Origin of the sequence: Dyadobacter koreensis (assembly GCF_900108855.1) — a bacterium.
Classification (GTDB): Bacteria; Bacteroidota; Bacteroidia; order Cytophagales; family Spirosomataceae; genus Dyadobacter; species Dyadobacter koreensis.
Genome location: NZ_FNXY01000001.1, coordinates 241,366 through 264,425, shown reverse-complemented (window position 1 = coordinate 264,425; position 23,060 = coordinate 241,366). Strand labels below are relative to the sequence as shown.

Genomic DNA, 23,060 nt, shown 5'->3' with positions numbered 1-23,060 from the left:
CTGTTCCAAAAGGGCTATTTGGCTGCCGCAGTAGTCCTTCTAGATATATGCCAAAATTTCTTTGTGAATCTTTTTAACTCGTTTATAGTAAATGCTTTGCATTATATTTTTATCGCCCAGGATAAGAGACTCATGATCTGCTTCTTTAACCTTCAACGACGAGACAAAGCCATATCATACTACTGATCCTATTAGGTAAAATCAAGAAATTCCTATCCGTCTATGCACTTTATCATCTAAGAGTTACTGATTATTGCTGTTACGGCTTTCGAAAGAGAGAAACAGTCATCTTCATCATCAAAGATTCAATTTTTTAAATCGGTAACAGAAGGCATTCAGCTGCTGGCCTTCTGAACTGGCATGAATGTTTTTTGATTGCAGGCAACATTAGCCAAAACATAATTACACACATGGGAAACAAAAAATTACTTGTTATGATCGATGATGATTCCGATGATCATGAGATCTTTGACATTGCTATAAACGAAATTGACGAGCCCTTTGAAATTTACCATTTTGACGATTGTGAACAGGCAATAAAGCATTTCGGTACACCAGGGGCCGAACAGCCGGGGTATGTGTTCGTCGATATTAATCTGCCCCGAATTGGCGGACCTGAATGCATTAACCAGTTGCAGGACTTAAGAAGGTTTGATGACCCCAGGATCATAATTTATTCATCTTCAATTCCTGAGACATGGAAGGAAAAATTTACCCGGAACGGGATTGATGAGTTTTTAGAAAAAACAGGTTCGCTCTCTGACTTAAAAGAAAAGCTGATAGCACTATTTCTCAAAATATAAAAAATGGTGGCAGCTCTATTCTATGGGTCTGCCGCCATCAAGTCAAACATTAACATTTAATCCTGCTCGCTATACCCTTTGTGCTTGACGCGTCGATTGTATATTTCCAAACGAAGGTACAGCGGCGGTATTGACCATCAACAATCCGTTCTTTTATCGATTGATTTTTAACGCTGTTGCTGGTCTGATGGCAGGGTATGGTCAAGTTGTGGAGCATACGGTTTCTAGAGCGTTTAACAGATATTTGTAAGTCCATTTTATCAAGGACCCATGATTTTAAAAAGTCGGTAGTTTATATAAGACCGACAAATGCTGATTTTATGGGATATTTGTCAATGGAAAGGAACATGTGGAAACAGCCATATGATGGACCTAGGCCTGGCAACAATTTTTTTGAAAACAATGGATGTACCAATTAAGAATAAGCTACAGGAAAAGGAGCTTTTCAGAATAAAAAGAATGAAGGAGGTGATTAAAAATACCCATCCTCATGGTCATAAAGAATACCTGGAAATTATTTTTTTAGAGCAGGGTGCTGGCTTTCATCAAATCGATTTCAATCGTTACAATGTAAAACCAAACAGTTTGTACCTTGTCATGCCCGGGCAGATCCACAGCTGGCAGCTAACCGAGGTTCCAAAAGGATTTGTTATCATGATCCAAAAAGATTTTTTGCTGGACCATCCCTTGTACCATATCCTTTTTCAAAGCTTTCCGCCTGCTTTTCCGTCCGGGTTTGAACTGGAAGAAGCAAATGAAACCTTCCAAGGTATTTTCGACAGTATTGAAAAGGAATATTCCAAATGCCAAACCAATTACCAGGCAGTTATTCAGGCATATTTGCTGCTGCTATTTAATTTGCTCAAGCGCGAGATGAAGTCACAGGCTGCATCGCCATTTCCACCATTACTCAACAATTTTTTAACATTACTTGATGCTGCTTATAAGGAAAACCATGACACAAATTTTTATGCAAAAAGCTTGCATACGACTTCAAAAACGCTCAATGCAGCCTGCAAGAAGTTTTTGGGAACAACGGTCGGTGCGTTGATCAATGAAAAACTTACCGCAGAATCTAAGAAACTCCTGTTGTACTCGAACAAAAACTTGACTGAGCTAGCATATGAACTTGGTTTTGTGGACGCTTCCCACTTCAATAAGTTCTTCAAACGTCAGACGGGTGTAATCCCGGGAATTTATCGTAAAGGGATTTCCTGAATATACCAGAAATTGGCAATAATGTACAAAGTCTATTAAAGTTGTAGAGTTAATTTTGTGAATCTGCATAAGCTGCAGAAAATGCATTTTAACTCACCATGAAAAATTTTACGCTGAAAATATTTATTTTGCTAATTTCTGTCGGCTGTGTGCAGGGTCAAGTCATTACCGGCAGTGTGGTAGACAGGCAAACCAGCAAGCCATTAGCCTACTGCTCGGTGGCACTTTTCAAGAGCCAGGATTCTACTTTAATCTCCGGTGCACTCACTTCTGAACATGGAATTTTCAGATTCGATAATGTACCACTAGGGTCATACTACCTGCAAGCGCAATTCATTGGGTATGGAAAATCTATCGTGGTGATCCCTGATTTCGCGCCGGGTGAAAATATGATCGAAGTTCCGCTCATGATGATGGATGCCGATCCGAGGACATTACAGGAAGTGAGCGTTACTGGACAACGCCATATTTTGGAAAATAAAGTCGACCGTCAGGTTTACCGGGCCAACAGATTTTTTAATAGTCAGGGCGGAACAGCGATTGACGTGCTTAGGAACACGCCATCGGTGACAGTCAACAGTGAAGGGAATATCACCTTACGAGGTTCGACAGGATTTTTGGTTTTGATTAACGGAAAACCGGTGCAAACCGATGCTGCAACGATTTTAAACCAGATTCCGGCCAACACCCTTGAGAACGTGGAAGTGATCACTTCGCCATCCGCAAGGTTTGATCCGGACGGAAAATCGGGAATTATCAACATCACTACCAAAGCCGCGCAGGCAGGGGGCAGGTCATTTTCAGTAAATATTCAAGGTGGTCTGCCAGCCATTTATCGCTATAACAATTTGCACAATCCTGTCCGTTTTGGAGCAGACGCTACCTTTAGTGTACGCACTGAAAAATGGGATCTTAGCCTGAGCGGTAACTATTTGCGTAATGACATCGCAGGTCGGCGTACCGGAGATGTCAATACATCGATTGATAATGTGTTCACCACGTTTCCATCAGATGGAGAAAGAAGTTTTATCCGATACAATTACACGGCGCGAGGCTCGGTTTCATATACTCCGGACGCGCATAATACATTCTCAGCAGGGTTTTATACAGGCTACCGCTCTCAATCCCGCAGAGCCGATATTTTGTACAATAATACAAAAACCGACCTGGGGACCGGAGATATCGTCGGGCGTTTAGTTTATTTTAATTCGAATGTTGCCCGCAAGTCTGGCCGGGTTACGCTGGGAAACCTGGATTACACACACGCTTTCAAAAACAAAGCATCAATAGCCGTTTCCGGGCTGATTGAGAACGCAGGTATGATCGGACTTACAACGAATGTAAATCTGCAAGAACCAGGCAGGCGTGCGATCCTGCAAAGCAGCCGGAATCCAAGTGAGAACCCACTGAATGCATTTAGGCTTAAAGGCGATTTTTTTATTAACATAGGTCCTGGCAAGTTAGAAAGCGGTTATCAGTATAGATATCAGGTTCAGAAAGGTGATTTTCAATATCTGGACCTTGATCTGAAAACCGGAGCATTCAATCAAGTTCCACAGTTTAGCAGCTTTACCAGCGTGACCAACGAAATCCATTCCCTATACGGACAGTTTTCAGCAAAGCAAGGTAAGCTGGAATACACAGGCGGACTTCGTTACGAGTATGCTAACCGGATATTCCTTGCGGGAACTCAGGACCGCACAAGCCTTAACTTATCTAATCTTTTTCCCTCGGTGAACCTGCAATATCAGGTTTCAAAATCCTTGCGTGCCCGCGCCGGATATAATAAGCGGGTGCAGCGCTCGACAAATAGCGAACTTAATCCGTTCCCGGAGCGCGAGCATTCAGAAACGCTTGAATCCGGAGATCCGAACATATTGCCAGAATTTATTGATCTTACAGAACTTGGTATTGTAAATGATTTCGGAAAAGGAAGTGTTTTTGCAACCGCTTATAATCAGCGGATCAAGAATGTGATCAACCGGGTCAATAGCGTTTATAACGACACGATTTTAAACCGGATCTACACCAACGCAGGACTTGCAAGGTCCTGGGGATTGGAAACGGGCAGCTCGGTAAATGTCACGAAATCCTGGCAGATTTATGCCGGCGGAAATTTATACCACTATAAAATTAAAGGCTCACTCTTCAAAGATGCTGTTGCTGTCAGTACGTCGAGCTGGGTTTATTCTATCAATGCCAATACGACTTGGAAGATATCAGCAACTTTCCAACTGCAGGGATCGATGAATTACCTCTCCAGGCGTATCACTGCGCAGGGAGAAGATTCGCGCTTTATCACTCCTAATCTTTCTGCCCGCAAAACGTTTTTAAAAGGAAAACTTGCAGCCACAGTTCAATGGCAAAATGTTGATTTAGGCGTGCTGGGATCTAATCGTCAGCGGATCACAACGTTTGGACAGAACTTCTTTACTACCACTAATTATATTCAGGAAACAGATATTTTCATGTTCAATCTAAGCTACAACCTTAATCAGACTTCAAAAAAGGTGAAACTGCCGTCTAGTGAATTTACAGACAAGGAGTTCTAGTGCAGAGCATTTTTATTGAGTAAACAAAGATTACGGATACAAAACCTTAATAGTTCGTTGTCAGCCTGATAGGTAATCCTGACTGCCGGCTGAAAAAACATACGGTGCATGCAAGTAAACTGTCGGAATGCAGATTCCAGGGAGACTATCTTAACACCAGTAAGCCTGAACAGTTCGTACAGAGAAGAATGAGCGTGACCGATAAACTTCTCAATTCTGTCAACAGAAGACTTTCTGCCAAGTGCAAATAAGCTGGATAAATCTCCTTGATAAGGTTTTCTGATTGGCAAATATTAAATCAGAATCGGTATTGATAGTACAATAAGACGAAGAGAATTTCAGAAATAGACTTGGGTCTGTTGCCACCCTAGGGAAAAAGGATCTTTTACTGATCAAGCGGGTTAAGAAGGTAACAAACTTTCCGGAGCAATTTTGATATGAATTCATCAGCAATGCCGGTCTTTAACTAATCGAAGACCAGCGCGGCTGCTGGATATACTGGATTTGAAGGCATCTTAAAAAACATTGTACGTTCTTCAATCTTTAATCGTACAAAGGTACTAACCAGGCTGATCGCTGACGTCAAAACAAAAACGCAAAATAATATGGCAACTGGTTGAGGAATCCTGATTCGATAGCCATTTTTGGGTAAAATGTCCAAGCTACAGGCTGCCAATTTTTATCAGAAATTTATCATGCTGGCTGAATTTTCAGTAAAAAAATTCTTGCTTTGTTGAGTTAAATATATAAAACAGTCGGGATTGTTGTTAATGTGGGTAATTGAGGAATACGCTGATTGGGTTTATCTTATCAAGAACGATAAAAACCGTATAGGATCAAGCAAACCAATATGAATTCGGTAAACCAGATGGTTCGCGTTTTGGAATTTGAGATCCGTCTAATCAGCCAGTGTCCTCCCAGGCATACAGTTATAATAAGCAGACCAAGAACAATTTCGAGCGGATAGTCCCGCTTTTGGTCAGGCGTACCATAGAGTACGTAAAATAGTCCATGCAAAATTTCGTAAAAGCCCAGCAATGCCCCGATCATAAAAGGTGTTATCCAGGTTGTTAACTTTTTCTGTGATAGCCTCATACAAACTGGTTCTGAGATTTATTTATATTTCGGGTTAGCATATACGCAACAAACATATTCGGCAACCAGCACAGCCATGCAACAAGAACATAGGCTTTAATAAAATCTCCGTAAATAATAATAAGAAGGGGTAGCCAAATACGTAATGTTACGGCCGCGAAACATGATGCGTAGCTAAAAACCATGAACCTTTTGTGCTGAATCACGCGCCCCTTCCTAATGCTGGTGTATCCCATGAATGTGGTGGTAAACCAGACAATGGCAAGGCATAGAAATCCCGTAGCTGAGATTACTCCTCCTTCTGCATGCAGTGCCAGGTATGCAGAAGAAACCGAACTGCAAAGAGCAAATAATAAATACAGTTTTCCAAGTCTGCGGTGTATAGCCGCAGCAGATAATCTGATCCTTTGATTAAACTGAACCCAGCCGATCAGCAGGGAAAGCCCTCCTGTCGTAACGTGTATGTAGAAAGCCGAGCTCCATAGCATATTTGCTAACAACATACTGTCTTTGTTGCCTAATAAACCAAAGCTACTTTGGAAAAAATATAACAAGGGATACAGTCCGATGATAGAAGCTAGCGCGGCCAGCGTAATCCTTAGAATTTTATTACTTCGCAAAGAAGTGGGGTTTTGTGACATCGCTTCAGTTTTCTTACAAGATGCTTTTAAGGGGAATTTGGTTGCACCACTCATGCTAGCAGCGCAAAAGTTTTATTGCGGCATGAACCGCCGCATAAAAAGTTATTAGAAAACGCGTTTTAGATGTAAAGCTTGTCTGATATGGCGCATAGTTATGATCCCTTGAAAATATAAATGCATGCCTGAAAATTTTTGCATATCATAACGAATTCTATTTATTCCACCCATATTCCAAAATTACACTGTGCTAAAATCAGAACCCGGTAGACAGATCGGGGCACTGCGTCTAAATATACGATAATATACAATCTCTGGCATGAGATTTTAAAAGGCTAATATCAAATCACTTAAATAAGAAAATCATGCAAAATCAACAGGATAACAGTCGGGAAGCGAAGAATACAGATAAAGCGGATAGAAAAGATCAGAATAACACTTACGGCAAAGCCGGCAGCGAAGAAACAGGAGCGCTTCCGAACGATCCGGCGGAGAATGCTAAAAAGACTTCACCTGAAGAGGATGCGGGTAAAAAAGAAGATACCAGATTGTCAGCTGATAGCTAATTAAAAATATGCCGCAGGATTGGGTTCTAAGACAGGCAACAGTGGATTTCATTTTCGTATCCTCTTTGCACTTTTGGGCCAAGGCCAACAATCTATATATTAACAAGACAATGGTTGTAAATGTTATAGATCTTTCTCAATCCGTTTACATATAAGCAAGTAAAATTGTAACATCTCTACTTAAATCCGTATCGATGTCTGGCAGATATTTAATGTATCCTATTAGAATAAACCCAGCCTTCAATGGCTACAATCTGGTAAAGCAAAGTAAAGAATTTTCTTTACCAGGTTTAACTCTAATTTAAATGCTTGTTGTCCTCACCGGGAGTACTCCTTGCTGAGCTGTAACGTCGCTGATTGCTTTTCATCTGTCTGCAAGGAATGTTTTTAGAAAGTAAATACTAACGGGAAAGCGGTGGCTGCGTGTGATCTCTTGCATCCGATAAGCTCACTGCTCGCTGATTAACTTTATCTCTTACAATATCAACGAATCATTTCCGAGCTATTTAAGCTTTTGCACTGTCATTTAGTTTTATTCAATAATTCAGTTGGGGCATAACCATATTGTTTTTTGAAGCTATGAGAGAAATGTGACAGATTTTCAAAACCGGTTTCATAGCAGACGTCAATGGGCTTCTTTTTCTTTTCCACGAATTGATAATGTGCCAGTTCAAGCCTCTTTTGGGTAAGCCAGCGCTGCGGCGTGTTGTTGAAAGCTTTTCTAAAATCACGCTTGAATGTGCTCAGGCTCCTGCCAGTCAGATATCCAAACTTTTCCAAAGGCAAATTGAACATAAAGTTCTTTTCCATGTAGCTCACCAAATCGATCTTTCCGGGTTCTTCAAAGTTCGCCAGTACGTCATCTATTTTTTTATCAATCGTGCGAAGAATTGTGATAGCCTCCGTAATTTTCAGTGCTGCGATATTTTCCGGAAGCTCTTTCATGTTGAAGTAGGGGATCAGCGAAGCGAGGCAACTTTCCAGCAGAGGATGGTTGTTGAAGAAATATATTTGTTGTGATTTCAACGCTCTGGGTTTGACATCTACGTCAGCATAAAAGTGCCTTAATCTGCTTGTAGATAGGTGCATCACCACTGTTTTGTGCGGCTGTCCGCCTTTGGGATAATTTAGAATGGTTGCCAACCGGTTTCGTGGAATCAAAAATATATCCCCTTGCTTGAAATAGTATGCCCCTTCCGCTTGTATAATTTTGGTCTCACCAGATATAAACCAGATAAGCATATGATGCTCGAAGATAATATCAGACCTGAAAAACTTGTCTTCGTAAGAAGAAAGTTTGATCTCCTCACTGATATAATTTGCCTGATATTCCATGCTCATTTTGAAAATTTGAAGAAATTTCGATGTGTAACAATCTGCCTTAATAAGCAGAAAAAAATAAGAACTTTTACAGATATCTGCTTAGAGCCGCATTACTAAGATATAAAAGTTCTTCTCAACAAACCAGCTTCAATGGCTGGTCTCCGAGCGAGCTGTTTTCGTTTAATTAATAATGTTGACATGACCGGCGAAGGGTAAACATGCCCTTTTGAGCTTATAATGGACGACTTATTAGTCGTGCTTATTTTGCTGCAAACACAATTTGATCAGTCGGGGTTAAATGACAGCGCAGTCATCTGCTCGCTTACTGTCCACAACTTATCGGCGTTGTCCTTCTGTAGGCAGTAATTTTTTACTCCTTTTGAAGTTTGTGAATCTGATGCTTCCAGCTCAGCAATTTCACAATCTTCACAGTATACGCCGCCTAGTTTGGAAAGTAAAGGGCTAGTAGCGCACCAAACTGTTGTGGCACTTCCCTGAGGTATCGTTTTAAGCGAAGCTGCAACGTGAGGAAACAGTTTACCTTCCGCATCACAAAAACCCATCTTTTTAAACAATTCCATAGGTGCTTCCCTTGCAAGTTCTGTTCCGCCAATCGATCCGGGATGTAGGCTGAAGGCGCGCACATTGAATGGGCTTGCCCGCTTGTCAAATTCCAGGGTAAATAAATTGCAGGCAGTCTTCGATTGGCCGTAGGCTTGGAGGGTTTCGTAGGGACGATTCAAAAAATTGGGATCATCAAAATCGAAATTGGCAAATTGATGTCCTTGGGAGGAAACATTGATGACCCTGGCTGCATTGGATTTTTTTAGTGAGGGCCAAAGTCTGGCTGTCAATTGGAACTGCGCCAGATAATTGGTTGCTAATTGCGATTCGATGCCTCGGGCGTCACGTCTAAGTGGCACCCACATAATACCTGCGTTATTTACAAGCAGATCCAAGGCTCTTCCTGATGCGAGAAATTTTCTGGCAAAGGCATCGATTGAACCAGGGTTCATCAAATCAATATTCTCCAGCTCTACATTGGGAATGGATTTTAGATTTTCTTTAGCTTTTGAAATATCTCGTGCAGGTACGATGACCGTTGCCCCTGCCGCTGCAAATACTTTGGTTGTCTCCAATCCAATTCCAGTACTTCCACCGGTTACAATAGCTGTTCGTCCATGAAGATCGATGCCTCTGATAACATCCGTCGCAGTAGATGTTGCATTAAATCCTGAGCCTACCGGATGCTGCAAGGCTCCCCCATAATTATTTTGTTCCATGATTTTGAATGTTGTTTAATTCTGATAGGACAAAATTAGGCGGTTTCATTTTCAGCGGTTTTGCTTAAAAGTCCAAGATGCTTTGTTTAAAAGGTCATAGGAAGAGCATCGCATCTTCGATAGCCCAGGATTAATTTATGATCGTTAAAATTTTTCGTCACCCTGTCTGCTCGTAAAACTGTTCAGCTGTGCAGGTCTTTCTGTAATCCTTAATATGTGAACAAAGAGCAAGCCTTACATTCTGAAAAGTTGAAATGAGCCTCCCGGATTAGATTTCGGCTATCAATAGATACAATGGCCCATTTAAAGATTTAATCTGAGATCCTCATGCTGAATTATTATCTTGATTTCTTTCTGACAACCTTTTCCGCGGTTTTAAAAATTAATTCGTCACACAAGACTCTTTCCGAACGGCTGCATAGTCAGAATAGTCCTTTTAAATTCAGGGGCTATTGTTGGATCGGTTTGCATGTAAAGCTGGAAGTGTCTCAGTTTGGCCGTGGAGCGCATAAGTCCATACATTATTTGCGGCATGGTTGGCTACATCTTCTGTAATGCTGCCCAATATTAGATGGTTAAGGCCCGTGAGTGCCCGGGTACCCATCGCGATCATCGAATCATCAAGCCCGGAACTAAAGCTCAGAATTGCGTTTGTCTCGCCAACTGCCGACCGGATATGGATTGTGAAATTTTCTATTTCGTAAATATCCACGAAAGCCAGGAGCCGCTTTCTGATCTGCTTCTCACTTTCCGGCTCCGCAGGTGTTTTTACATAAAGTATATGTAGTTTAGCATTAAAAATAAGCTGCAGCTCTTTTAATTTTTCCAGCAGGTTTTTATTAATCAACTCAAGATTCGTTGGAAACACGATGTGTTTTATTTTGCTTAGGGCTGTGTATTCATGAACCACCAATACGGGTACCGGCGCAGTCCTGACGATTTTCTCAGTGTTGGAACCCAGCAGAAGTTCTTTTAATCCATTAGCACCGCGTGTGCCCATTACCACAAGATCTGCATTCTGCACGATCACTTCCATAGGCAGGGCTTTGTCCAGCTTGCCAAATTTTGTAAGAAAACTTACCGGGACATTTTTCTTTTCGATATGCTTACTGAAATTCTCAAATCTGTTTTGTGGGGCCAGCGAAGCTTGCATCCTGGCTGATATATCGTTTGCAAAATCCAGATATCGATTCAGTATTTTTAAATAAAGCGAAATGGGCTTTTTGATATGCAGAACGGATACTTCTGCACCAACCGCTGATGCTATTTCGAGTGAAAATTTGTAGGCTCTTTTTGAAGCTGGTGAAAAATCAAAAGGAACTAGAATCTTTTGCATCGGCTGAATTTTTAATCGAGAAACCCGACATAGACGAATTTACTAGCTAGGTTTGTTACGCAAACCTCGCAAAAGCTGAAGACGTTTGCGATGAGCAGGATCATAAAGAATTATGACCCCACTCATATTGCGAGCTCTTTGCTATCGGGTCGCCCCTGTTAGATTCTGCCAGGCATTGTGACGCCTATTTTATTTGGTGAATTATGCTCTGGGCCGTCAAAGGGAAGTCAATATTGAATGCGGAGTCTATGATTTGCTCATTTCAGAAATTCAGGTTAAGCCGTTTGGGTTTGAAACGACGAGTCTAAATACCAGGCAAATAATTATATAAGAATACCGGACAAATATCTGTTAATGCTCAATTTGCCACGGTATCGGATGATCAATGCTTTCGAAATTTCCGCCTGAGAAACTAAGCAGCAGACAATACTTGAAAATTACAGATGGCTTGAAAATTATCTTCTGGAATCCAGCCGCTAGGAGGCTTTGGTTTGATAAAAAATCGCTTTGTTTGCTTTTAAAAATTGGTCGGTATATTTTCTGACAATTTATAGCCGTCTCGCGCAAATCGGTCGGCATGTGAACCGTTTGCGTAGAATAGGATCATGAGCCCACACGGTTGATTGAGAACTAGCGAGAGAAATGAAGAAGATGATTTCAAAGTTTTCAGTGATCTATCATCGGAACAGAGGTTTTATTTTGGCAAATGTGCAGTTAACTCTACTTCCAGTTTTGATTCACTCATGTAAAGTCTTGATATTTGAACCCAAGTCGCCGCTGGGAAATCTCCATTATAAAACACCTTCCTAACTGAGTTGTATTTTTTCATTGTTTCAATGTCCGTCGTATATAAATTTTCCTTTACAACATTTTGAAAAGTCGCTCCAAAGCTTTTTAGCGATTTTTCCAAGGCTTGATAAACTTGTCGTATTCCTTCTGGTGTCACTTCTTTGCTCACCGCACCGGAAATGTACAAAATGTTGTCTACTTTAATAACCTGGACATATCCAGCGCTTGTATCTTGTTTCGAAGCATTGTTCCAATGCCATTTTTCCTTTTTAATAAAATTATTTTGTGCATGACATGTAAAAGTTATACAAGCAAAAAGTAGGGATAGAATAATTTTCATTTTTAACTTTTTTGTTTTGATGTACAGAGTGTAAAGCGTTGCTGATTTTATGATCGACAGGAAGGGACTTTTTTCAGGGAGCTATTTTCATTGCTCACCCTCCCAATACTGCTTCCTAAGAAAAATTAGAATTTACAGGTTAATAACTAAAAATCAATGTACGCGAAAACTGTGGTTGATTAGAGAATTACTATTTCAGAAAATCAGGTTTCTCTGACAAATAATCACCTATGAGATACTTTTGACTGCGGATTAACTGGATGGTCCACCAAGTTTTATTCGTTAACCAAATGTACATAGAATTTTAAAATGCTTCATCTCTACTGACATACTGTTGTCAATACCGGAGGCTATTTTTGGGAGATTACAAACAATATGAATTATATGAACTTCGCCTCCATTCGGATTATCACATCAGACATTAGTACTCTAATTCAGTTTTATGAAAAAATTACAGGTTTGCCGATTACGCAGTATACCGAGGATTTTGCAGAATTACGCACCCCATCGATTGTATTAGCGCTCGGAAGTACCCGGACTTTACAACTTTTTGGAGGAGCTCATTTGGCTGCTCCAAAAACGAATCGCTCGATAATACTTGAGTTTCGGGTAGAAGATGTTGATGCAGAATTTGGTAAGCTAAGAGAGCACCTGGGAAATGATCTCATTCAAACTCCAACTACAATGCCTTGGGGAAATCGCTCAATGTTGTTCCGTGACCCGGATGGAAATCTTGTGAATTTTTTTACGCCAGTAACTGTGGAAGCTAAAAATAGAGCTAGTTAATACAAAAAGAATTATTGAACCAACAGGTGAACTGAAATGAGTTTATCTGTTGGTTATCAAGCAAGACAGCTGCAGGTAACAGATACGTGTTAATAGACTGAGTTAAAAGTGCTCCACAATCGGTGGTTTTTCTGAGATTTACTACAGAAGTTGGTCATTTTAAGAATGTCTGACGAACGAGTTTTTTTGAATATTCTTTGAATACTTTAGGCCATGATTGATAACTTGATTTCAGCCTGAGCCGCTTAGGATGGCATTGGTGAAGATATGCAAAAAGAGCTGGCACTGGCTAGCTAGACTTAAAGTATACCGCTACCATTTTGGCTACAATAATCTCCATATTCGCTACAAGAGCCGGCCGCGCGCAGCATAAATTTGTCTCCAGAAAATAATAAGTAAGACAAATGACAAAGACGATTTTTATTACCGGTGCTTCAACAGGTATCGGAAGGGCTACGGCCAAATTGTTTGCGGCCAAAGGCTGGAAGGTGATCGCGACCATGCGCAAGCCTGAAAATGAAACAGAACTTAATGCGCTGGATAATGTAACCGTGCTGCCCCTGGACGTGACCAACCTTTCGCAGATCCGCGACACCACACAGCAGGCGCTGGCTTTGGGTGATATTGATGTGGTATTTAACAATGCCGGTTATGGACTGTTCGGTGCATTGGAAGCGATGACCGACGAGCAGCTGGTACAGCAAATGGAAACAAATTTTTTCGGTGTCGTGCGGGTGACGCAGGCCTTCATTCCGTATTTCCGTAAGCGAAAAGCCGGGCTTTTTATCACCACCGGCTCGTCGGCAGGGCTAATGGCTTTCCCGGTAAGCTCGATGTACGATGCCAGTAAATTTGCACTCGAAGGCTGGGCAGAAAGCTTGTCTTATGAGCTGAATGAGTTTGGAATTGGTATTAAGACCATTGAACCCGGATTGGTGGCCACGGAAATTGGTGCGAAGTCGGTGTTTGCCACGCATCCGGCTTATGAAGCATTGACCAGCAAATTCACGGCGATGCTGGCACCTGACAAAGCCGCGACGACTTCCCAGCAAATTGCCGAAGTGGTTTACGGCGCTGCTACCGATGGTACCAACACATTAAGATACGTCTGTGGTGACGATGCCAAAGAATGGTATGCGCTGCGCCTGGCTAAGGGCGACGAAGCTTTTCGCGACGGGATCAAACAATTATTAGCCGCTGTTTAAAAATCAAACGGTCTGCCGGCGCAGGCTGGAACGATTTGCGCCGGCAGACCATTATGTGATTATGAAAAGGGAACATCTTAAACCGCGCGTGTACCACTCTATTACCGAAATGCAGCATGCATTTGGCCTGCCGCAACCATTGCACCCTTTGATCAGCTTGCTTGATCTCGATAAGGTGCAGATCACTGCTGAAATGCTGGCCGATACTTTTGCCATGGATTTTTATAACATCACCTACAACGAATCGGCGGGCTGCAGGATGAAGTATGGGCAAACAACCTACGATTTTCAGGTAGGGGGATTGTTTTTTTCCTCGCCGGGCCAGCCGCTAACGGGTGTTCAGGTGGCTGAGTCGACTCGGGGATTTACCTTGCTGGTCCACCCTGATTTTCTGCGAAACTATCCATTGGATGCCAAAATCAAACAGTATGGCTTTTTCTCTTACTCGGTAACCGAGTCGCTGCATTTGTCGGACAAAGAAAAGTTGATCATCGAGGGCATTGCCAGAAACATTGGCGACGAGCTCGAAACAGCGATCGACGAGCTGAGCCAGGACGTGCTGATTTCGCAATTGGAGCTGATGCTGAATTACAGTCAGCGGTTTTACAAACGCCAGTTTATCACCCGCAACCCGATCAATAATGCACTGCTGGAAAAGCTGGACCAATTGCTGAACAATTATTTCGACGACGAAACCGCCCTGCAGAACGGGCTTCCGAGCGTCCAGTACCTTTCGGGCGAACTACACGTTTCGCCCCGCTACCTGGGCGACATGCTCCGCGCACTGACCGGCCAGAATACGCAGCAGCACATTCACAATAAGCTTATCGAAAAGGCAAAGGAAGTGTTGACATTCAGCGATCTAACGATCGGGGAAATCGCCTACCAGCTCGGTTTTGAGCATCCGCAGTCTTTTAGTAAGCTATTCAAATCAAAAACAAATTATTCCCCCCTGGAATTCAGAACAAGCTTTAATTAAGAAAAGCAGGCTATAAATTTGTTAGTGACAACTGTAACAACTCATCGCGATAGGTGAGGTAAAACTTATGCAGTACCTCCGTTGCTGCTTTTGGGATCGTCCAGTTTTTGAGTTGCGGCTCTCAGCTTGATTGTTAGTTTGTTAAAAACAATTGACACGTTCGGAATACCCTTGGCTTGATGTATTGGTCTACTCTTTCGCACCTATTCTATATAGAGGTTGCTGCCGGAGCGGAAAGCGTCATTTTGTATAACGTGCAATAAAGTTTGTCATTTACTGCATCAATTTCCCAACTTCCAATTTTGGCCAGTCTTGAAGCCTGTTGGAAAAACACATTAATGAAATCATATTTGTGTTCCTCCATATTGCACCTGTTTTCGCCATGCTCTTCATATTCGAACATGACGGTTTCAGGCTTAATCCTTGCGTAGTTTAAGGGCGAAAAAACTTCTCTATTACATTGGCCCGATCAGTTCCACAAAAGTTCCATCCGGATCCTGGACCAGTACGAAGTGTGAATCTTTTGTCAGAGGCGTTGGTGTGTTGCCCAGGAAAGTCACGTTTTGCTCCTTTAGCCTGTCGATGACGGGCTGTAAGGATTTGACCTGAATGGTGATATACTGCATGCCAGTATCGTCCTGAATAAATTTTGGCTTTGAATGACCTGCCTTTTTGCCAAAACTCATCAGTTTCCAATCGGTGCTTTCGGGGCTGTTCTCGAGTTTAAGAATGTTTACATCGACAGCTTCACCACCTGTTAAACCGCCTCGCTTACCAAATTCTGCATTTATTGTGAAATTACCGGTTTTGACCATGCCGATCCCTTTTATATAGAAATCCAACGAGCGTTGCATGTCTGCTACCACGACGCCGACTCCGATGGATTTACTTGTGAAATTGGATTGTGCGTGAACGAAACCGCCAAAGAGGAATGTAGCAAGGATTAACAGATTCTTGAGAGTGGACATGCTTATAAATTATTTATTTTAAAAATAGGATCACTGCCGCATCTAGATCTTCTATGAAGAGCCTAAACACAATTATTATGAAGGGTAGTACTCAATGTTTTACTTGACTGCCAGTAATTCGACCATTTCAAGGACCGGATCAGCTGCAAGCAGGTCCGGCGCATTTGCCATCAATGCTTTGGCAATCTCGCCTCCTAAATGTGCCGCTCTGCCTTCCTGAGTTTCGAACGTATCGAAAATTCCGAATGTGGAAGGGCCTATTTGCAGGGCAAACCAGTTGATGGTACCTGCTTCCTCCATCGCCAAAGGTAAGGCACCTTTGAGAAAGTCCGCGACGTCTTGCTCTTTACCTGGCTTAGCTTCGAGCCTTGCCAGAATTGCCAATTTTACCATAACTGTTTGATTAATTTAAATGAAATGAATTTATTACATCCTTGTGATGGAATGGTATTTAAGTTAAGCGTTAATTTTCGGGATTATACTGCTTGTATTGGTTCATAAGCAAAAATATCCGGTACGGTAGTTCTGCCTTAGTCTCAGATGGGGTTTTATGTGACCGGGTTTTGTAACATCTTAAAACCCTGAACTTGATAGATTCCTGGCCTGCTGTCAGCAGAATTGTGCATCTATTTTATTTTGAAACCGCCTGGCTATGATTTTATTTTCAAAGCCTAAATCGGGAAGATATATATACCGGCGGACAAATCCTCCTTTGAGATTCGTTGAGATGGATCGGTTTTGATGTCGCCGTCCAAAATGACCCAATCCGAAACATGAATCAGGTAGAAACTGCATTTAATTTCACAAGAGTTTCTTAAAGATATCGACATAGTCCTTTAAATTATTCTATTTCCGATGTCCCATCCTTGCTTTTTAGCACCTTCGTATGATTGAGTGAATCGCCAACCTTAATTACTTCGAGATCCGATTGCACTGGCATCAAATAAATTAGCGAGATATACTTGACACGAACTCCGGAAAAACTTTGACCAAAGCTCCGGGATTAATTTTTTCAAGTGCATTTTATCCCGCATCCAATGTCAAAAGAATTAATATCGCACCTGTTCCCAATTTTGTCAAAGTACAGGGAGCCAAAGAGAATAATCTAAAAAATATTGATTTTAAAATCCAAGATGTACACTGGTAGTATTTACCGGTGTGTAGGGTTCTGGTCAATCATCACTTGCTTTCGCGACACTGTATGCCGAAGCATAGTGTCGTTACCTGAAGTCGGTCTCTTCTACATATGCAAGATGGCTTTTTAATCAAATGTTCACTCCTCAGGTCGACAGTATAATTGGTTGACGCAGATCGTTTTTCTTTCAATGTCACAAATGGACGCTGTCTGAACTGTGAAGGCGAAGGCTTTGCAATGGTTGAGCTTTTGTTTCTTCCAATTGTTTATACGCCATGCCCAATCTGTCAAAAGGGTCTTTGAAAAAGATGCTGAAAATTAACTATAACAACAAAAATATTGGCCAGGTAGATGCTCTGACCATTGATGAGAACTTCGATTTTTTGACTCTGAACCTCAAATCAACCGTGCCCTGGATGTTGCTCGTCAAGTTGGTCTGAGATCCCGGCGCCTTGGGCCACCGGCTATGGAGCTTTCAGGAGGAGAGGCGCTTGGAGTAATACTTTGGAGTTGTTTTAAATGAGCTCTAGGAGACATTATATTGAGCCACACAACAAATATTACTACATTTAATCGTCATAGCTTTGCATTTGAACGAAACGCAAACTAATTATGATAATCGTAATGACCGGAGCAACGGCAGGAATTGGTGCAGAAGCATTGAATCATTTTACAAAATTGAAGGACACAAAAGTGTATGTGGGTGCACGTGGAAGCGGGCGTGTTTTGCCTGAGGGAGCAGAAGCTTTTTCGCTTGACCTTTCTTCACTGAAAAGTGTACGTTCTTTTGCTGACACTGTTAAGCATCGTTTGGGCAATACCAAGATAGATGTTCTTGCGCTAAATGCAGGCATTCAAGCGGCTAATAATCAAGCAAGAAGTGAAGAAGGGTTTGAATTGACATTTGCGACAAACCACCTTGCTCATTATTTATTAGCTAGATTGTTTGAGCCAAATCTTGCAGAAGGAGGTCGGATTATTATTACGACAAGTGACGCACACGATCCGGATGTAATTTCTTTTGGACCGAAAACGTTGAATATTGACGAGTTAAGGCACCCAACCGCGCACAGTCCCAAAGGAATGGCACTATATGCAGCTACAAAACTTTGCAACATGCTTACCGCCCTTTCCCTCGAAAAGGAGTTTGGCGCACTTAAAAATTTAGATGTAATTGCATTCAATCCAGGACTAACCGGGGATACATCATTGATGGGCAAACAGTCTGCAATATTAAAGTTATTAATTCCTGCTATCCGCCCATTGTTTTACTTAATCAGCCTTTTCAAACCAGCATTTTTTATGGGAACGGCGAAACGTTCGGGAGAAGTATTGGCGGAGCTTGCCATAGGTAAGGTCGTTCCACCCGCCGACAAAATTTACGCATCGCTGGTACGTGGTAAGCTTACTTTTCCTGACCCTTCGAAGTTGGCACAAAGCGATTTTAACAGGGATTTGTTATGGAACGAGAGTGCAAATATGGTAGGGTTGCCCGCATAGAATAAACAGTAAAAATGAAAAAGCCAACAGATAACTTATTTTCGGACTCAATCGTCTATTCTCTTGATACCGCAAAGCAAACCGAGTACGATAACCTGCTTGCAGAAAGCGTATTATTGCTTCAACTTTCAGGTGAAATGACCTTTGAGACCTCCAGCGACCGCATTACCGCCACAATCGGGGAGGTATATCTTGTAAAAAAGCACCAGTTTGTCAAGACTACAAAAACTCCAAAAAACAATGAATATTATAAGGCTTTGATGTTCATACTAAAACAAGATACTTTGCGAGAATATGCTTTGGAAAAACAGTTGGATACAACGGTAAGGTACCACGGCCCGTCAAACATTCTTATGCCTGAAAGCGCTTACTTAAGGGGTTTTTTCAATTCATTGATCCCCTATACACAAAATGCAAAGAATCTTGACCATCCGTTGAGTATATTGAAGGTAAAAGAAGCCATCGAACTGCTTCTGCTGCTAAAACCCGATCTTCGCTACTTTCTGTTTGACTTCTCTGAACCTCACAAGGTTGATCTGGAAAAGTTTATGCAGACAAACTTTAAATTCAACGTCCCGATCGATAATTTTGCTAAGCTGACAGGAAGAAGTCTGGCAGGTTTCAAGCGTGACTTTACTAAAATATTCGGTATGCCACCCAGGCATTGGTTACAAAACAAACGGCTTACAGAGGCGCATTATCAGATTGCCAAGGAAAACAAAAAGCCTTCTTCGATTTATTTAGAGCTAGGTTTTGAGAGTTTTTCCCACTTCTCCTATGCTTTTAAAAAGCAATTCGGCTACTCACCAAAAGACGTTCGTAGTTAGAATATCGGTTAAACTATTCCTCTTGTATCCACAGCAATGTATATAAATTTTGCATCACGAACAGCTAGTGAGGGTAAGTGAGTCTTTCTCCCATTTTTCGTTTGTCTGCGTACGAGAAAGCGGTGATTTATTGAGATTTGAGATTAAGAATTAATATTCCAAGAAATCAGGTGTTCATAAAATCCTCTATGCTTGATAACTCATTTTATTTTAAACAACAAAACACAGAACAAGAGGGTTTTTGGCGTTTTGAGAAATTTCTTGGTTTTGTACAAGGTTTGGTCACCTTTTACATAACGTTCTAGATTGGCAGATGCACTTATATAAGATAATTAATTTTTATTCCCGGCTTCAAAAGGATTGCAACCAACCAAGTGAATTATGTGTCTAATAGCAAATAACTTACATGAATATTATGAAGCTATCAGCACCCCCGAGTATCTTGTTATTTTGGTGCCTAATACTAACAGCTTGCTTTTTAGCAGGTTGTAATAATGTGGATTGCCAGGCTCCCCCCTCGGAGATCAGTATTCAAATCATGGATGGAACACTTACTTACCCTGCTGATTTGGATACTGCTGCACGGATAAAAGTGTCCTATCAAGAAAACAACAAAAAGAAATATGTAAATGATTTACAGAGAATGGGGGATGTATTTTTCTCGAACATACTAATTGAAGAATCTCATGGGGCCAAAGATCCGGAATTTTCCTTTGAATTAAACGACAGAGTCTTAGCTAAGATGAAGATGGAAACTTATATCAATGATGCAAAATGTAACGGTTGGGCAACTATTTCAAACATTTATCAAAATGGAAAAGTCGTTTCAAGGTCAGAAAATGGATCTTATCTAATTAAATAGCTTTGATATGAGAAATGTCCGTTTATAGATGCCAGAAAACGGTTGTTTTTGGAAGACTTGCCATTGAGAATGGTGTATCAGGAAATCAGGGTTATGAAGTAACGATATTTTTTCCGACCAATACCATCATCGCATTCACTACTGTTTGAAATTATTCAAGTAGCTCAACAATTTTCATAAAAAATGCGTATTCTATCTTGAAATCTACACATTGCGACTAACAACGTCAATTAGACACATTGATATGAAACGACTTCTTTATTTTATTGTATTTAATTTCCTCGTTGCTTCATGCAATCAGGTAGAAAAACCAAAAGAGCAGATAGAAAAACCGATTAAATATGGATCAAATCATGGAAAGTATGCAACAATACACAACACGAAAATCTATTATGAGGAGTATGGACAAGGGGTCCCTTTGCTACTCTTGCATCAGGGGCTTGGGTCAATAGAAAACCTGGCTGGCATCATACCCGAACTTTCAAAACATTTCAGGGTTATAGCGCCTGACGCTCCAGGGCATGGACGATCAGAACATGCTGACAGTTTAAGTGGCGAATTGCTAGCCGAATACAATTCGCAGCTTATCGATCAACTTAACCTGGACAGTGCTTATGTGATGGGCTGGAGCACTGGTGGGAATACTTCATTGCTACTTGCAGCAAAAAGGCCTGACAAAATTAAGAAAGTGGTTAGCGGTGCGTCGAATTCTAAAGCCAGTGGACTCACTGAGGAAGCTCGCGACATGTTAAAGCAATATACCGTTGAAGCTGTAAAAGAAGATAAAGATTGGTTAGAAAATTATCAGCGGATGAATCCCGAACCTGAAAAATGGATGAAGTTTTGGGAAGACAATCAAAGGACATGGGAAAGGGAGATAAAAATCCCAAATGATAAAATTACCAGCATTAAAGTACCTGTCTTGTTGATACGTGGTGACAGGGACATGATCAAACTGGATCACACTCTATCGATTTTTGAAGCGCTCCAATATGGACAACTATGTATTTACCCTAACATAGGGCACGAAATGCCAGACGAAAAAGGGGAAATGCTATGCCGGATAGCAATCGACTTTCTGAATGAAAAGAATCCTCCCAAATAACGTTGGTATAAACGGTGGTTTGTTGAGATAGCCCATGCAAGATTACTTATTTAGAAAATTGGGCCTTTCTCAAATTTTAAATTGTCTGCGTTTTGTGGACACTTACACAAAGAAGGGTGAAAGTCTATTTACAATTATATTTCCAGGTCAGATTTATCTTTGAATAGCTATCAGCATAGGTCCCGGATTCTGGATAGCCATCGCTATTATATACATAAGATCTTTTATAGTTGTTCCATGAAAAATCTGTGAACTTGCTAGTTTTTTCTAAGGCATTTCCTAACTCAGGAAAAAGATCACTCTTAAGAGAGAGCTCGCCTGAATACATAGCTATAGGACGCCACTCTGCTGATCTATAAGGATTGTTTTTTCCGTCATAGTTAGTTACTGTCCACACCTCTTCAACTCGATTAATTAGTGAGCGATTTAACATACTACGGATTTCAGTGACTGTTAGATTTCTCTCATCAACTAAATATTTGGTACAAATTGTTAACTCCATTTGCGCCATAAATTTCTCCCGTTCCCAAGAATTAGTCAATGAGCTATATTTTGAAACAACTGCTGCTACAAAAATTTCAAAATCGGGATTGTACAGTGCAGACAACTCGTCAGATCCCCAGGGAAACCATGTTTTTTGACTTAAATGCCCCTTTGAATCGTATTCGTAGAAAGCATAGGTATAACCGAAACCTGATGGTACTGTATTGGGAACAACCATTTTTTTTATGCGCCCCTGAATATCATAAAAGAATTCGGGTGTATTACTTTGCCAGTCTATGCTTTTTATTTGCCCTTCATTGTTACTTTCAATAATACCACCGTTACTACTTCTAATCTCTTTTAAATTAGATTGTTCATTATATACATATGTTTCTGCATAAGTATTCATTCCAGACAACTGAAATTCAGTTACCTGGCAATTCTGTGAAGAGTTTTGCGGTTTTGGGGTTTCACTATGTTTACAGGAAAAAACAACAATAATAAATGCTAAATATTGGAACTTTAAGAGCATACAGCTGATAGATTGAGGCAATAAAAAGGAAAGGGAATATTAAATCTGTTATAATCTAAATTATTTTAAAATTAGGAAAAACAACCGCTAAGTGCAAAGCTTAATATCATGACAAAACCTAGAAGTGGAATCTCGAGTTTGTATAATTACAATTCCAGGGTAATTAATAAAATGCAGAACGAAGCCTTATTTATCAATTTGTAAAAGTTCTTCAGATAATTCGAGTTGCAAACGTTTCTAGTCTGAAAAATGACTTTCATACAAAGAACTGAATGCTCAACGATCAAAACTCCGGAGATTAGTTTATCAAAAGAACAGTGATTTTTAGAGATTTGAGATTAAGAATTAATGTTCAAAAAAATCAGGTTTTCGTAAAATCCTCTATGCTTGATAACCGTTTTTTATGTTAACTGATTATTCACAGAATAAGGGGGGGGGGAGAGGCGCTTGGGTAAAGTTCTTTGAATAGTACAAACAGAACGCACTTTTCCCAGTTTTCTAGAAGAAATTAAGACTGTGTTGTCACAATAATCTGGTTGAAAACGAGCCTGTTCATTTGTAGGAATGATTAGCTCTTTATTTACCGTAGGAAAAGTTTTACGCAACGTTTGAAGGTCCTTTCCTGCAATTATAAAAACGACCAATGTAGCCCCTTATTGGCTGAAATTGCGATGATAGGAGATTTTGTAATCAACTTACCAGTAGGAATTTTCATAGTAGCAAGTTGTACTAGAA

The 23,060-nt window shown here is 40.9% G+C and carries 22 protein-coding genes; 13 read left to right on the top strand and 9 right to left on the bottom strand.

Annotation, left to right across the window (positions count from 1 at the left end):
- Positions 1-410: 410 nt before the first annotated feature.
- From BMY70_RS01140 to BMY70_RS01130, 3 genes are all read left to right on the top strand, one after another.
- Positions 411-803: a response regulator gene (locus BMY70_RS01140; RefSeq protein WP_090331003.1), complete on the top strand. Its 393-nt coding sequence runs from the start codon at positions 411-413 to the stop codon at positions 801-803.
- 402 nt (positions 804-1,205) lie between these two features.
- On the top strand, positions 1,206-2,021 hold the full coding sequence (locus tag BMY70_RS01135) for a helix-turn-helix domain-containing protein (RefSeq protein WP_090332552.1): 816 nt from the start codon (positions 1,206-1,208) through the stop codon (positions 2,019-2,021).
- Positions 2,022-2,119: 98 nt separating this feature from the next.
- Entirely contained in the window at positions 2,120-4,573 is a 2,454-nt protein-coding gene (locus BMY70_RS01130; protein ID WP_090331000.1) for a TonB-dependent receptor domain-containing protein, read from the top strand.
- A 1,091-nt stretch (positions 4,574-5,664) separates the two neighbouring features.
- On the opposite strand, the gene BMY70_RS01120 is transcribed toward BMY70_RS01130, so the two are convergent.
- Positions 5,665-6,309, bottom strand: coding sequence for a DUF2306 domain-containing protein (locus BMY70_RS01120; protein ID WP_090332550.1), 645 nt, complete (start codon positions 6,307-6,309; stop codon positions 5,665-5,667).
- 362 nt (positions 6,310-6,671) lie between these two features.
- On the opposite strand from BMY70_RS01120, the gene BMY70_RS01115 reads away from it, so the two are divergent.
- Complete coding sequence (locus BMY70_RS01115) at positions 6,672-6,872, top strand: hypothetical protein (protein ID WP_090330992.1); 201 nt, start codon at positions 6,672-6,674, stop codon at positions 6,870-6,872.
- 522 nt (positions 6,873-7,394) lie between these two features.
- On the opposite strand, the gene BMY70_RS01110 is transcribed toward BMY70_RS01115, so the two are convergent.
- From BMY70_RS01110 to BMY70_RS01090, 4 genes are all read right to left on the bottom strand, one after another.
- Positions 7,395-8,213 (bottom strand): AraC family transcriptional regulator, encoded by an 819-nt coding sequence (locus BMY70_RS01110; protein WP_229209436.1) that lies wholly within the window; start codon positions 8,211-8,213, stop codon positions 7,395-7,397.
- Positions 8,214-8,479: 266 nt separating this feature from the next.
- Positions 8,480-9,478 carry an SDR family NAD(P)-dependent oxidoreductase gene (locus BMY70_RS01105; RefSeq protein ID WP_090330986.1) on the bottom strand — a complete coding sequence of 333 codons (999 nt, stop codon included), beginning with the start codon at positions 9,476-9,478 and terminating at the stop codon, positions 8,480-8,482.
- Positions 9,479-9,920: 442 nt separating this feature from the next.
- Positions 9,921-10,814 carry a universal stress protein gene (locus BMY70_RS01100; protein ID WP_090330983.1) on the bottom strand — a complete coding sequence of 298 codons (894 nt, stop codon included), beginning with the start codon at positions 10,812-10,814 and terminating at the stop codon, positions 9,921-9,923.
- 694 nt (positions 10,815-11,508) lie between these two features.
- The gene (locus BMY70_RS01090; RefSeq protein ID WP_090330977.1) at positions 11,509-11,943 is read right to left on the bottom strand and encodes a RidA family protein; all 435 of its coding nucleotides are present in this window, start codon (positions 11,941-11,943) and stop codon (positions 11,509-11,511) included.
- A 384-nt stretch (positions 11,944-12,327) separates the two neighbouring features.
- Here BMY70_RS01090 and BMY70_RS01085 point away from each other — a divergent pair, with 384 nt between their 5' ends.
- The 3 genes from BMY70_RS01085 (at position 12,328) to BMY70_RS01075 (ending at position 14,913) form a co-directional block, all read left to right on the top strand.
- A complete protein-coding gene (locus BMY70_RS01085; RefSeq protein WP_090332547.1) occupies positions 12,328-12,729 on the top strand; it encodes a VOC family protein in 402 nt (133 codons plus the stop codon).
- Between the two features lie 404 nt (positions 12,730-13,133).
- On the top strand, positions 13,134-13,934 hold the full coding sequence (locus BMY70_RS01080; protein WP_090330974.1) for an SDR family oxidoreductase: 801 nt from the start codon (positions 13,134-13,136) through the stop codon (positions 13,932-13,934).
- Positions 13,935-13,995: 61 nt separating this feature from the next.
- Positions 13,996-14,913, top strand: a complete 918-nt coding sequence (locus BMY70_RS01075) for a helix-turn-helix domain-containing protein (protein ID WP_090330971.1) — start codon at positions 13,996-13,998, stop codon at positions 14,911-14,913.
- 208 nt (positions 14,914-15,121) lie between these two features.
- Here BMY70_RS01075 and BMY70_RS01070 read toward each other — a convergent pair whose 3' ends face one another.
- The 3 genes from BMY70_RS01070 to BMY70_RS01060 form a co-directional block, all read right to left on the bottom strand.
- A complete protein-coding gene (locus BMY70_RS01070) occupies positions 15,122-15,316 on the bottom strand; it encodes a hypothetical protein (protein ID WP_090330968.1) in 195 nt (64 codons plus the stop codon).
- A gap of 52 nt (positions 15,317-15,368) precedes the next feature.
- Complete coding sequence (locus BMY70_RS01065; RefSeq protein ID WP_090330965.1) at positions 15,369-15,881, bottom strand: VOC family protein; 513 nt, start codon at positions 15,879-15,881, stop codon at positions 15,369-15,371.
- A 99-nt stretch (positions 15,882-15,980) separates the two neighbouring features.
- Positions 15,981-16,274, bottom strand: coding sequence for a putative quinol monooxygenase (locus BMY70_RS01060; RefSeq protein ID WP_090330962.1), 294 nt, complete (start codon positions 16,272-16,274; stop codon positions 15,981-15,983).
- Between the two features lie 1,017 nt (positions 16,275-17,291).
- On the opposite strand from BMY70_RS01060, the gene BMY70_RS30760 reads away from it, so the two are divergent.
- The 6 genes from BMY70_RS30760 (at position 17,292) to BMY70_RS01040 (ending at position 21,310) form a co-directional block, all read left to right on the top strand.
- Positions 17,292-17,456, top strand: a complete 165-nt coding sequence (locus tag BMY70_RS30760) for a hypothetical protein (protein ID WP_177196922.1) — start codon at positions 17,292-17,294, stop codon at positions 17,454-17,456.
- A gap of 172 nt (positions 17,457-17,628) precedes the next feature.
- A complete protein-coding gene (locus tag BMY70_RS01055) occupies positions 17,629-18,516 on the top strand; it encodes an SDR family NAD(P)-dependent oxidoreductase (RefSeq protein WP_090330959.1) in 888 nt (295 codons plus the stop codon).
- 14 nt (positions 18,517-18,530) lie between these two features.
- Positions 18,531-19,343 carry a helix-turn-helix domain-containing protein gene (locus BMY70_RS01050; protein WP_090330957.1) on the top strand — a complete coding sequence of 271 codons (813 nt, stop codon included), beginning with the start codon at positions 18,531-18,533 and terminating at the stop codon, positions 19,341-19,343.
- 538 nt (positions 19,344-19,881) lie between these two features.
- Positions 19,882-20,205, top strand: a complete 324-nt coding sequence (locus BMY70_RS01045) for a hypothetical protein (RefSeq protein WP_090330954.1) — start codon at positions 19,882-19,884, stop codon at positions 20,203-20,205.
- 14 nt (positions 20,206-20,219) lie between these two features.
- Positions 20,220-20,354 carry a hypothetical protein gene (locus BMY70_RS31430; protein ID WP_262485732.1) on the top strand — a complete coding sequence of 45 codons (135 nt, stop codon included), beginning with the start codon at positions 20,220-20,222 and terminating at the stop codon, positions 20,352-20,354.
- A gap of 95 nt (positions 20,355-20,449) precedes the next feature.
- Complete coding sequence (locus tag BMY70_RS01040) at positions 20,450-21,310, top strand: alpha/beta fold hydrolase (RefSeq protein ID WP_090330951.1); 861 nt, start codon at positions 20,450-20,452, stop codon at positions 21,308-21,310.
- Positions 21,311-21,434: 124 nt separating this feature from the next.
- On the opposite strand, the gene BMY70_RS01035 is transcribed toward BMY70_RS01040, so the two are convergent.
- Positions 21,435-22,325: a hypothetical protein gene (locus BMY70_RS01035; RefSeq protein ID WP_090330948.1), complete on the bottom strand. Its 891-nt coding sequence runs from the start codon at positions 22,323-22,325 to the stop codon at positions 21,435-21,437.
- Positions 22,326-23,060: the final 735 nt, after the last annotated feature.